Source organism: Sorangium sp. So ce185, from assembly GCF_051526825.1.
In the GTDB taxonomy this organism is placed as follows: Bacteria; Myxococcota_A; Polyangia; order Polyangiales; family Polyangiaceae; genus Sorangium; species Sorangium cellulosum_D.
On sequence record NZ_CP150316.1, the window covers coordinates 7,263,805 to 7,275,346 of the forward strand.

Below are 11,542 nucleotides of genomic sequence, written 5' to 3' on the forward strand. Positions count from 1 at the left end.
GCCCCCGCGCCGCCTTCGCCTGTGCTCTGATCCAGGGGACCCCCCTCGGCCCGCCTCCGGCTGGCCAGGGCGAGAGCGCGCCGGCACGACGGCGCGCGCCATGGAGCCGAGCCATGCAGACCTCGCGGCAGCTGAGCCCCCCGGGTGGACCGTGAACGGCGGCGCCGGCGCGACCCACGTCGCGCTCCCGCCCCCCGCCGCCGCCCCGGCGCGCGGGCGGGCGCCCGCCCGCGCGCTCGCCGGCCCGAGATGGGCGGCCGTCTGGCTCGTGGCCGGGCTCTGGATGATCCCGGTGCTCGTCTCGAGCGCGCAGACCTACCTCTTCGTCCAGCAGAAGCAGGAGGCGCGCCTCCCGCTCTTCGCCGCCTTCGTCTGGCAGGGGCTGCCCTGGCTCTTCTGGGCGCTCATGACGCCCGCGATCGTCTGGCTCGGCCGCAGGTTCCCGATGGAGCGCCGGGGCCTCGTGCGGAACGTCGCGGTGCACCTCGTCGCCAACCTCGCCATGGCCCCGGGCCACGTCGCCGTCAGCGCGCTCATGGGGCGGCTCATCGGCCACGAGCACTACGTGAAGACGTCGTTCCCCGACGTCTTCGTCAAGCTCATCAGCATCTACCTCGACATCGAGCTGCTCATCTACTGGGGGATCCTCGCGATGGTCCACGCGGCGGACTACCACCGCAAGTACCGGGAGCGCGCGGTCGCGGCCGCGCAGCTCGAGACGAAGCTCGCGCAGGCGGAGCTCCAGGCGCTCAAGATGCAGCTCCACCCGCACTTCCTCTTCAACACGCTCCACGCCATCGCGGTGCTCGTGAGAAAGCAGGAGACGCAGGCCTCGGTCCGCATGATCACCGGCCTGAGCGAGCTGCTCCGGATGGCGCTCGAGAACGCGGGCAAGCAGATCGTGCCGCTCAAGCAGGAGCTCGATTTCCTCGATCGCTACCTCGAGATCGAGGAGACCCGCTTCCAGGACCGGCTGACGGTGCGCAAGGAGGTCGCCCCCGAGGCGCTGGACGCCGAGATCCCGAACCTCATCCTGCAGCCGATCGTCGAGAACGCGATCCGCCACGGCATCGCCCCGCGGGCGTCGTCGGGGAGCGTGACGATCGCCGCCCGGCGGGAGGATCACCGCCTCGTCGTGGAGGTGACCGACGACGGCCGGGGGCTCAGGGAGGGCTGGGCCGGCGAGGCGAGCGAGGGGACGGGGCTCGGCAACGTGCGCGCGCGGCTCCGGCAGCTCTACCCGGACGACCACCGGCTCGCCGTCGCGCGGCGCCCGGAGGGGGGCGTCCTCGTGACGGTCGCGGTCCCGTTCCGGCCCGCGCGCCCGCAGAAGGAGCCGCGCGCGCATGGATAGCCCCGGCGAGATCCGCGCCGTCATCGTCGACGACGAGCCGCTCGCCCGCGAGGGCATCCGCATGCTCCTCGAGGACGACCCCGAGGTCGCGGTCGCCGCCGAGTCGGGCGACGGCCCGAGCGCGCTCGAGACGATCCGGCGGCTGCGGCCGGACCTCGTGTTCCTGGACGTGCAGATGCCCGAGATGAACGGGTTCGAGGTGATGGCGTCGCTCCCGCCCGGCGAGCTGCCCGCGGTGATCTTCGTGACGGCGTTCGACCGTTACGCGCTGCGCGCCTTCGAGGTCCACGCCCTCGACTACCTGCTGAAGCCGTTCGACGACGACCGCTTCCACGACGCGCTCCGCCGCGCCAAGAGCCACCTCCGGCTGTCGCGGATGAGCGACCTGAGCCAGCGCCTGCTCTCGCTCCTGCAGAGCTACGGCGACCCCGGCGCGGCGGCCGCCGCGCGCGGGCGGGCGGGCCCCGGCTCGGAGCCGCCCGCTCCCGGCGCGGATCACCCGCGGCGGCTCGCGATCAAGGACGGCTGCCGCGTGGTCTTCCTCAGCGTCGAGGAGATCGACTGGATCGAGGCGGCCGACTACTACGTGCAGATCCACGCCGGCGGGAAGAGCTATCTCCACCGCGAGACGATGAACAGCGTGGAGGGCAAGCTCGATCCGGCGCGGTTCGTGCGGATCCACCGCTCGGCGATCGTGAACCGCGACCGGATCAGGGAGCTCCGCACCCAGGGCCGCCGGGACACGGTCGTGGTCCTCGCCGGGGGCGCGGAGCTCAAGGTGGCGCGGAGCCACCGGGAGAAGCTGTCGGTGCCGCGGTGATGCGCGCGGGGAGCGGGCGCTCGCAGCTCCGCCCGCCGTGGTCTGCCCCTCAGGGCTTCTCCGTTCCGCCTGAAGACGCCGTCAAGTCGTCCACGAACCGGCGCATCAGGCGCACCAGGTCGTTGAAGTCTTCCTCACTCCAGTTGGCGAGGATCGGGGCCGCGATCCTCTGACGCGCGGCGTCCAAGGCGTCCGTCATCTGTCGCCCCTTGTCGGTGATCACCGCCTCATGGACGCGGCGATCGGCTGGGCTGGGTCGACGTTCGATCAGCCCCAGGCTCTCGAGCTTCGCGACCTGGCGGCTGACGGTCGTGTAATCGCGCCCGGCTCGGTCCGAGAGCTCGACCACGCCGATCGGCCCGAAGCGCTCGATCCCCACCAGCAGCTGAAAGAGGGCTCGATCCAGGGAGAGGCCCGCCTCCGCGAGCAGCGCCTGATCGCGCTGCGGCTGATTCATGACCGCGATCAGATCGACCATGGCTCCGTGGAGCTCGCGGAGCTTCTTCTTGGTGATGCGTGTAATTTGCACAAATTCTCTTGACGGTTCGGGGGTGCGAACATATGCATGATACACATATCTGAAGCGCAGTCCAACAAAGCGGAGCTGGCCGTGGAACCTCATTTTTCGACGGATGTACTGATCGTTGGCGCAGGTGCTGCCGGGTTGACCCTGGCCATTGAGCTCGCCCGTCGGGGCGTCGCGTTCCGGCTCATCGACAAGCTGGACGGGCCGTTTCCCGGCTCGCGCGGCAAAGGGATCCAGCCGCGCAGCCAGGAGGTGTTCGAGGATCTGGGCATCCTCGACCGCGTCGTCGCGGCCGGCGGCATGTACCCGCCCCCGCGGGAGTATCGCGACGACGGAGGCTACGAGGAGTCGCAGCTCATGGAGGCTCAGGACCCGACGCCTGGCGAGCCCTATCTTCTGCCGCTGCTCGTGCCCCAGTTCCTGACCGAGGCCGCGATGCGCGAGCGTCTGGCGGAGCTCGGGCGCGCCCCGGAGTTCGGCCGCGAGCTGAAGAGCTTCGAGCAGCATGGCGAGGGCGTCGACGCTCGCATCGCCGGCCCGGCGGGCGAGGAGACCGTCCGCGCCCGCTACCTCGTCGGAGCGGACGGCGGCCGCAGCGTCGTACGGCACGCGCTCGCGATCGACTTTCCCGGCAAGACCATGGGGGTGCGCGCCGTGGTCGCCGACGTCGTCCTGGATGGGCTCAGCAGGGACGCCTGGCATCGCTTCAACAAACAGTCGATGGAAAAGCAGGTGTCGCTGTGCCCGCTCGTCGGCACCGACATGTTCCAGTTGCAGGCGCCGATTCCTTCGGAGGGCGATGTCGATCTCTCCGCGGAAGGCCTCACAGCGATGGTCGCGGGCCGCACGGGCCGAGGCGACATCGCGATCCGTTCGGTGTCCTGGGCCTCCGCCTATACCATGAACGCGCGCCTCGCCGACCGTTACCGGGACGGGCGCGCCTTCCTCGTCGGCGACGCCGCGCATATCCACCCGCCCACGGGCGGGCAGGGCCTCAATACGAGCGTGCAGGACGCCTACAACCTCGGCTGGAAGCTCGCCGCCGTCCTGGCGGGTGCGCCGGAGGCGCTGCTCGCGACCTACGAGGAGGAGCGCCGGCCGATCGCCGCGGAGGTGCTCGGCCTGACGACGAAGCTGCTGGAGGCGGCCAAGCAAGGCGTCATGCGCCGCGGTCGCGAGGTGCATCAGCTCGATCTGGGATATCCGGAGTCGTCGCTCGCCATGGAGAAGCCGAAGCGCAGCGGCGGCATCCGCGCGGGCGCCCGGGCGCCGGACGCGCCCGTCCGCGGCGTGGCAGGGATGCCGACACGGCTCTTCAAGCTCTTCCAGGGTCCGCATTGGACCTTGCTGGGTTACGGGGTGGACCGGCTCTCGTCCGTCGAGCCGCGCCCCGGGCTCCACATCCACGCCGTCGGGCCGCGCGGCGACATCGTCGATGATGGCGGCCATCTCCGCGCTGCATATGGCGTGTCGCCCGGCGACTGGGTGCTCGTCCGGCCGGACGGGTATATCGGCGCCATCGTGTCGTCCGAGCATGTCCCGGCGCTGGAAGCCTATCTTGCCAGCGTCGGCCTCCCGTCGCGGGGATGACGAGGACGAGAGCGCCTCCGCGACCTTCCGGCCGGACGTCCCCGGGAGGCAGGGGCGCGGCGGGTTATTGGGGGATGACGGTCGGGGCGCACGTCGATACGCCGGCGCCGATGACCTCGGCGGGGAGGTCGTCCCGCAGGAGCTCCGGCGGCGCGCCGGAGGCGGGATCGTAGCGATAGACGCTCGACGTGATCCTCTCGACGGGGTCGGGGTTCGTGACGAAGAAGTAGAAGGCGCCTCCCCAGGTCGCGAACGCCCAGCTCGCGGCGTCGTGGATGCTCACACCGGAGAGGGGTGTCTGCGAGAGCGTGGCGCCGGTCCTCTTGTCGTACTCGCTGAGGGACGCCGGCTCCCCCGGCGCCCCCTGCACGAAGCCGAAGAGCCGGCCGTCGCCCGTGCCGGTGAGGTCCGCGTCCCCGCCCTCGCCCACGCCGAGCGGACGGGCGGTGCGGCTCCGCGCGTCGAACATGGCGAGCGCCCGGACGGGATCCGGCTCGTCGCGCGTCCCGCCGAGCAGCGCCTCGCGGAGGTAAAGGGTCTCCTCGCCGGAGACGCCGTCGGACGCGAACGCCATCCCGAACCTCCAGAGCGGGTCGTTCCCCGGCGGGCTGATGACCGGCTCGCAGACGCCGGTCTCGATATCGAGGCGCGCGAGCCGACCGCTATGGCTCCCGATCCAGGCGACGCCGCTCCGATCGACGGCCATCGACAGCGGCGACACGGCCTCGACCCACCAGCGATCCACGGGAGCCGCGCACTCGAACTGGCCGATGAACCGGAAGTCCAGCGTGGCCGGGTGGAACGAGTAGAGCTCGCTGTACGACGAGACCGTGTAGATGTGGTGCGACGTCAGCTCGGAGCACGCGCCGGGAACGGTGACGGACGGAGGGTTCCACACGGCCGGCGGGCCGGGGTTCACCCACGTCGCTTCGATCCACCCGTCGCCGCCCCCGACGCCGCCGCCCCCGGCGCCGCCGGCGCCGCCGGCGCCGCCGCCCCCGCCGTCGCCGGGGAGCGCCCCGGCGGAAGGATCGAGCGTGGTGCCGCTCGCGCACGCGGCGAGCGACAGGGAGAGCACGCCAGCACAGATCAGACCCAAAGACGACCGCAGCATACCGATCCCTCGATGCGTGGTTGAAGCGCTGCGGGTACGTGGGGACGAGCCGTCGTCCCCATTTGAAATTCGACCTGGCGCCCCCTGTTCCCCGGCGGCAGCGGCGCCTCGCACCCGGGCGCGGCGCGGGACCGCGGCCGCCGCCCTCGCCTCTGGCGGGACTGCTGACGCACGGAATGGGCGCTAAGCTCCCCCGCATGCCCCCGATCGGCTCTCCCTCCGGCGGACGTCGCGCAGCGCAGGCCCTCGCAGCGGAGGCCGCGCGGCCCCGCGGGCGGGCCTGACCCCATGCCGCCCTCCCGCTTCCGCCCCGGGCTCGGCCGCCCGAGCGCGCCGGCCCCCGGGATCGCGTGGTTCGCGTTCCGCGGCGACGAGCTCCTCGTCCGCGCGCCGCCCGACGGCGGCGATCGCTTCGACGTCCCGGTCGCGGCGGATCTCGCGGAGCTCGGCGTCGTCGCCGTGCGCGACCAGCCGCTCGGCGAGCTCGACGGACGCCCCTGCCGCTCCGCGGAGCTCGCGCAGGGCGCTCCGGCCCCCGAGGGGCACGCCTACGTCTCGCTGCGGCGCCTCCACGGGCGCATCGATCCGGAGCTGTTCGACGTGGCGGGCACGGCGTACCAGGTGCAGCACTGGGACCGGGCGCACCAGTACTGCGCGGCGTGCGGCGCCGAGCTCGAGGCCGGGCAGGACGAGCGGGTCAAGCGCTGCGTCCGCTGCGCCAGCAACTACTTCCCCCGGATCACGCCCGCGACGATCGTGCTCGTCGAGGACGGGCCGCGCGTGCTCATGACGCGGCAGGCGCGGTTCCCTGCGGGCATGTACGGCCTCGTGGCGGGCTTCGTCGAGCCCGGCGAGACGCTGGAGGCGTGCGTCGCGCGCGAGGTCCACGAGGAGACGGGCGTCGATGTCGCGGACGTCGCCTATTTCGGCAGCCAGCCGTGGCCGTTCCCGCACCAGATCATGGTCGGCTTCACCGCGCGCTACGCCGGCGGCGAGCTCCGCGTCGACACGCGCGAGCTCGAGGACGCGCGCTGGTTCCACCGCGACGCGCTGCCGCTCTTGCCGCCGCCGCTCAGCATCGCCCGCAAGCTCGTCGACGCCTGGCTCGCGCGCGCAGCGCGGTAGCTCCCCTCAGACGCGGCGCTGCTTCCAGGCCCCGCGGCGGAACATGAGCCAGCCCGCGACCGCGAGCGTCGAGAACGCCACCGCGATCGCGATGGGCACGCCCGTCGAGCCGAGCCCCGCGGCGCGCGCGAGCCACCAGCCGAGCGGGATCTCCCAGAGCCAGAAGCAGGCGAAGTTCAACATCGTCGGCGTCCACGTGTCGCCGGCGCCGTTGAAGGCCTGCATGAACACCATCCCGAACCCGTAGAACAGGAACCCGCACGCCACGATCCGCAGCGTCTCCGTGCCGGACCGGAGCACCTCGGCGTCGTCCGTGAACGCGCCGACGATGGCGCCCGCGCCCACCGCGAAGACCAGCCCGATCGCGCCGAGCATGACCGTGTTCCAGACGCCCGCGCGGTAGACCGCGGCCTCGGCCCGCTCGGGGCGCCCCGCCCCGAGGTTCTGCCCCACCATCGTCGCGGCGGCGTTCGCGAGCCCGAACGCCGGCAGGATCGCGAACGCGATGACCCGCATCCCGATCGTGTAGCCGGCGAGCGCCGCGCTCCCGAACGGGGCGAGGATGCGCAGCATGCCGATCCAGCTCGCCGTGCCGATGAGCGCCTGCAACGCGCCGTTCGCGAACAGGCGGAGCAGCGCCGCGAGCGCCCTCGGGTCGGGCACGAGGTGCCGCGCCCTCACCTTCACGCGACCGCCGCCGCGCGCGAGCAGGAAGACCTGCAGCGCGACGCCCGTCCCGCGGCCGAGCGTCGTCCCCAGGGCGGCGCCGGTCACGCCGAGCTCCGGGAACGGGCCGAGGCCGAAGATGAAGCACGGGCCGAGCACCATGTTCAGCGCGTTCGACAGCCAGAGCACCCGCATCGACAGCGCCGCGTCGCCAGCCCCGCGGAAGACCGCGTTCATGACGAACAGCATCAGGATCGTCCCGTTGCCGAGCAGCATGATCGAGGCGAACGGCGTGCCGGTCGCGACCACCGCGGCGCTCGCCCCCATCGCCCCGAGCAGGCGCGACGCGAGCAGCCCGCCGGCCGCCGCGATCGGCAGGGAGGCGAGCACGCCGAGCACGATCGCCTGCCCCGCCATGGCCGCCGCCTCCTCGGGGCGCCCCTCGCCGACCCGCCGCGCGACCGTCGAGGACGCGGCGACCGAGAGGCCCATCCCCAGGGCGTACACCACCGCGAGGAGCGACTCCGTGAGCCCGACGGCGGCGACCGCGTCGGCGCCGAGCCGCGACACCCAGAAGACGTCGACCACGACGAAGAGCGACTCCATGAGCATCTCCATGACCATGGGGATCGCGAGCAGGACGATCGCCCGGTCGATGGAGCCCTGGGTGAAGTCGTGCCCGCTGCCGCCGACCGCGTCGCGGAGCGTCGACCAGACGCCGGCGCCGCGGCGCGGGCCGGGCGAGGGCGCATCGGGTTCCGCGCGCAGGTCGCGGGCAGGAGTCGTGGCGTGGTCGCGCATGGGGCGAGCAAAGCTGATCGCGCCCGCCCGTCCCGTCCAGCGGCCTTTGCGGGCCCGCGCGGCCGTCCGGGTGGCCGGACAGCGGCTCAGCGCAGGCGCAGGGCGGCGCGCGCCACGCCGCACAGGACGCCGAGCACGAAAATGACAGCGCCGAGCAGCGCCAGGCGCGACCTGCGCCCGTTGGCCTGGACCTCGGCCGGGACCGCGCGCACCTACACATCGATCTCCTCCGGCGGAGCCGCTTGCTCGTCGGCTCCGGCGCCTCCTACCCGCCTCGTCGGCGTCGCTGCGGAACAGCACGCCGCAGTCCCCCTGTTCGCCTGTACCGCCACCGCAGCCGCCCCGGCGCTGCGACGCCCGCCCCCGCTGAGCTCAGACGGGTACCGCGCCCGTCCCGCTGCAGGTTCGACGCCGACCGCTCAACCTGCGCTCGAGAAGAAGAACCAGGCGTCGTCGGGACCGCAGCCCGGATCGAGAGCGAAGCGAAGACGTTCGAGAAACCCGCGGTAGCCGAGGACGATCGGCCCTATCCATCCTGGGGCGACAACGATGCTGCCCGATACGGTGAGGCTCTCGCCGCGCTCCGCGACGAGCACGACGTCGAGGTCGTGAAGGACGCCGCGGATGCGACCGAGTCGCGTCAGGAGGATCATCGTCTGTCCCGAGGTACCGAGCTGCGCTTGCAGCAGGTCGGCGAGATCGCCTCCGATGATCGACCACGCGGCGCCCGTGTCGAGCAACGCCTGGCTCTCGAACGGAAGACCAGCGATCCGGCAGCGGACCGCGACGGTCAGCAGTGTTCCTTCATGCTCCGTCGCGACCCGATAGCGCGCCGACGAGACAGCCCACGGCTGCGCGTCCCCGTCGAGCCGCATCGTACCTTTGGCCATCAGTCGACCTGGACGATGAACGCGCCATCGATCTGACCGCGCTCCGTCAGCCGCTCGATCAGCGCGCGCAGCGCGATGTCGGCGTCGAGGAGCTTTCCGTCCTGGAGCGCCACCCAGCGATCGAGGTAGGCCTGCCGGTTCTCTCGCAACCAGGCATAGTCTGCCGCGAAGTCGCTGCGAGGTCGGTCGGGCGACGGCACGACCCGAGGCGGACGGAGGACCTTGGCCCAGCCTTCCACGCTCGTGTCGCCCTGAGCGAGCAGCTCCTGGACGTAGCGGCGCGCTTCCTCGACCCGGTTGGCCTCCACCAACCTGCGGACGTGCTCGGCCGGAGGGATCGGCGGAGGTAGCACTTCGCTCGCGGAACGCATGCGTGCATCGTAGCACTTCGCCCGCCGCCTTCGCTCAATCAGGATGGCCACTCCCTCCCGCATCGCCGCGTCTTCAGCGGATCGTGAACGGATCCCGATCTCGCGCGCTGAGCTCGACGCGGAGCGACGGCACCTCGGCGCGGAGCCGCTCGGCCAGGCGCTTCAGCGCGGCGCGCTCGCTGTTCGAGTGCAGCGCGCACACCACCGTGACGCCGGCGCTCGCCGCGCGCAGGGCGTCGTGGTGGCGCAGCTCGCCGGTCAGGTAGAGCTCGGCGCCCTGGGCGATCGCGTCCTCGAGGAGCGCGCCGCCGGCGCCGGCGCACGTCGCCGCGCGCGTGACGGCGCGCTGCTCGGGGCCGGCCACGAGCAGCGCGTCGACCCCCAGGGCCGCCTTGACGCGGCCGAGCAGGTCGCCGACCGGCGCGGCGCCGCCGAGCGGCCCGATCCGGCCGATGCCGACCCGCAGCGGCTCGACGGCGAGCTCGACGAGGTCGAACGCCACCTCCTCGTACGGGTGCGCGGCGCGCATCGCCTGCAGGACCGCCTCGGTCCGCCCGCGGGGAAAGACCATCTCCAGCCGCACCTCGGTCACGCGCTCGAGCCGGCCCTTCTCGCCCACGGTGGGGTTCGTGCCCTCCTCGCCGAAGAACGTGCCCGTCCCGACCGTGCGGAAGCTGCAGCGCGAGTACCGGCCGATCCGGCCCGCGCCCGCCTCGGCGAGGGCGTCGGCCACGGCGTCGGCGTGGTCCTCCGGGACGAAGACGACGAGCTTGTGCTGCCACGCCTTCGACGGCGCCCGCCGCAGCGGCGCGCGCTCCCCGGACATCCCGAGCGCGTCGGCGAGGACATCGTTGGTGCCGCCCTCGGCGACGTCGAGCGCGGTGTGGGGCGAGTACAGCGCGATGCCGTCCCGGATCGCCGCGAAGATGGGGCTCGGCGCGACCACGCGCTTCACCGCCTCGAAGAGCGGCGGGTGGTAGGCGACGACGAGATCGCAGCCGAGCTCGCGCGCCTCCCGGGCGACCTCGGGGGTGTAATCGATGGCGAGGAGCGCCGCCGACGAGGGCCGCGCGGGGTCGCCCGCCAGGAGGCCTACGTTGTCCCAGGGCTCGGCGAACCGGAGCGGGGCGATCGACTCCAGCGCGGCCACGACGTCTTGGAGGAGGGTCATACGCGCATCTATACCAGCGGCGGAGCTCCGGACGCCGAGCTCGGTGGAGATCGGGTAAAGAGACGCCATGCACCCGAGCGAGCAGCCCACCGGAACGGTCGTGTCGATCTGGCGATATCCCGTCAAATCGATGCAAGGAGAGGAGATCGACGAGGCGGCGATCTCCGACCGCGGCGTGCTCGGCGACCGGGCCTACGCCGTCCTGGACCGGGAGACGGGGCACGTCGCGAGCGCCAAGCACCCTGGCAAGTGGGGCGCGCTGCTCGCGTGTCGGGCGGCCTTCGCGGAGCCGCCGCGCCCCTCGGTGCCCCTGCCGCCCGTGTGGATCACGCTCCCGGACGGCGCCGTGATCAGCAGCGCGCAGCCGGACGTGGATCGGGCGCTCTCGCGCGCGCTCGGCCGCGACGTGGCGCTCGTGAGCCAATTGCCCGAGGCGCCGAAGCGCGAGGCGGATCGGTCGCCCGTGGACGGCTCCGCGGCCCAGGCCACGATCGTCGAGGAGCCGATGGCGCTCGCCGCGCCGGCCGGCACGTTCTTCGATGTGGCCGCCCTGCACGCGCTGACCACGGCCACGCTCGACCGCCTGCGCGACCTCCACCCCTCCGGGCGCATCGAGGCGCCGAGGTTCCGCCCCAACCTCGTCGTCGCGACGGCCCCGGACGAGCGCTCCTTCGTCGAGAACGGCTGGATCGGCCGCGCGCTGGAGATCGCCCCGGAGGTCCGCCTCGAGGTCATCGATCCTTGTCCCCGGTGCGTCGTCCCCACGCTGCCCCAGGGCGACCTCCCGCGCGATCCCGGCCTCTTGCGCGCGCTCGCCCGGCACAACGCGGTCGCGAGCGCGACCGTCGCCCCCGGCGTCGTGTTCCCGGCGGTCGCCGGGGTCTACGCGGCCGTGCGCCGCGCCGGCGCGATCCGCCGCGGGGCCGCCGTCCGGCTGGAGGCAGCGCCCCCGTCCCCGCCTCGCTGACCGGCCCTGCCGCTGGCCCCCTCCATCTCCGCGCCCCCGCGCCCACGCGGCGCCCCCGCGGAGCCCTGGAGGGAGCGACGGCCGACAGGGCGCGCCGCGAGCGCGCCAAACCACCCACATCGCCGCCCTCGCCCTCACCGGAGAACT

The 11,542-nt window shown here is 73.0% G+C and carries 12 protein-coding genes; 5 read left to right on the forward strand and 7 right to left on the reverse strand.

Translation table 11 applies throughout. From position 1 onward, the window contains the following. Window positions 1-100 precede the first annotated feature (100 nt). Together WMF26_RS26370 and WMF26_RS26375 are read left to right on the forward strand one after the other, a co-directional pair. Window positions 101-1,354 carry a sensor histidine kinase gene (locus tag WMF26_RS26370; RefSeq protein ID WP_437994925.1) on the forward strand — a complete coding sequence of 418 codons (1,254 nt, stop codon included), beginning with the start codon at window positions 101-103 and terminating at the stop codon, window positions 1,352-1,354. Next, window positions 1,347-2,174, forward strand: a complete 828-nt coding sequence (locus WMF26_RS26375) for a LytR/AlgR family response regulator transcription factor (RefSeq protein WP_437994926.1) — start codon at window positions 1,347-1,349, stop codon at window positions 2,172-2,174. Before WMF26_RS26370 ends, WMF26_RS26375 begins: the two co-directional genes overlap by 8 nt. A gap of 49 nt (window positions 2,175-2,223) precedes the next feature. Here the strand turns inward: WMF26_RS26375 and WMF26_RS26380 are convergent, their stop codons facing one another. Continuing rightward, window positions 2,224-2,652 (reverse strand): MarR family winged helix-turn-helix transcriptional regulator, encoded by a 429-nt coding sequence (locus tag WMF26_RS26380; protein WP_437948957.1) that lies wholly within the window; start codon window positions 2,650-2,652, stop codon window positions 2,224-2,226. A gap of 87 nt (window positions 2,653-2,739) precedes the next feature. Between WMF26_RS26380 and WMF26_RS26385 the strand changes: the two genes are divergently transcribed. Continuing rightward, window positions 2,740-4,290 (forward strand): FAD-dependent oxidoreductase, encoded by a 1,551-nt coding sequence (locus WMF26_RS26385; protein WP_437994927.1) that lies wholly within the window; start codon window positions 2,740-2,742, stop codon window positions 4,288-4,290. Between the two features lie 64 nt (window positions 4,291-4,354). On the opposite strand, the gene WMF26_RS26390 is transcribed toward WMF26_RS26385, so the two are convergent. Further along, window positions 4,355-5,368, reverse strand: a complete 1,014-nt coding sequence (locus WMF26_RS26390; RefSeq protein ID WP_437994928.1) for a hypothetical protein — start codon at window positions 5,366-5,368, stop codon at window positions 4,355-4,357. Window positions 5,369-5,692: 324 nt separating this feature from the next. Here WMF26_RS26390 and nudC point away from each other — a divergent pair, with 324 nt between their 5' ends. After that, window positions 5,693-6,529, forward strand: a complete 837-nt coding sequence (nudC, locus tag WMF26_RS26395; RefSeq protein ID WP_437994929.1) for an NAD(+) diphosphatase — start codon at window positions 5,693-5,695, stop codon at window positions 6,527-6,529. Between the two features lie 6 nt (window positions 6,530-6,535). On the opposite strand, the gene WMF26_RS26400 is transcribed toward nudC, so the two are convergent. The 5 genes from WMF26_RS26400 to WMF26_RS26420 all read right to left on the reverse strand — a co-directional run bounded on the left by WMF26_RS26400 (window position 6,536) and on the right by WMF26_RS26420 (window position 10,428). Next, window positions 6,536-7,996 (reverse strand): MATE family efflux transporter, encoded by a 1,461-nt coding sequence (locus WMF26_RS26400; protein ID WP_437994930.1) that lies wholly within the window; start codon window positions 7,994-7,996, stop codon window positions 6,536-6,538. 86 nt (window positions 7,997-8,082) lie between these two features. Next, the gene (locus tag WMF26_RS26405; protein WP_437994931.1) at window positions 8,083-8,208 is read right to left on the reverse strand and encodes a hypothetical protein; all 126 of its coding nucleotides are present in this window, start codon (window positions 8,206-8,208) and stop codon (window positions 8,083-8,085) included. 207 nt (window positions 8,209-8,415) lie between these two features. After that, complete coding sequence (locus tag WMF26_RS26410) at window positions 8,416-8,886, reverse strand: hypothetical protein (protein WP_061629323.1); 471 nt, start codon at window positions 8,884-8,886, stop codon at window positions 8,416-8,418. Further along, complete coding sequence (locus WMF26_RS26415) at window positions 8,886-9,257, reverse strand: hypothetical protein (protein WP_437948966.1); 372 nt, start codon at window positions 9,255-9,257, stop codon at window positions 8,886-8,888. The genes WMF26_RS26410 and WMF26_RS26415 overlap by 1 nt, the downstream gene beginning before the upstream one ends. Before the next feature lie 73 nt (window positions 9,258-9,330). Beyond that, window positions 9,331-10,428 (reverse strand): Nif3-like dinuclear metal center hexameric protein, encoded by a 1,098-nt coding sequence (locus WMF26_RS26420; RefSeq protein WP_437994932.1) that lies wholly within the window; start codon window positions 10,426-10,428, stop codon window positions 9,331-9,333. A 67-nt stretch (window positions 10,429-10,495) separates the two neighbouring features. Between WMF26_RS26420 and WMF26_RS26425 the strand changes: the two genes are divergently transcribed. Then, window positions 10,496-11,395, forward strand: coding sequence for an MOSC domain-containing protein (locus WMF26_RS26425; protein WP_437994933.1), 900 nt, complete (start codon window positions 10,496-10,498; stop codon window positions 11,393-11,395). The last annotated feature ends 147 nt before the right edge of the window (window positions 11,396-11,542 follow it).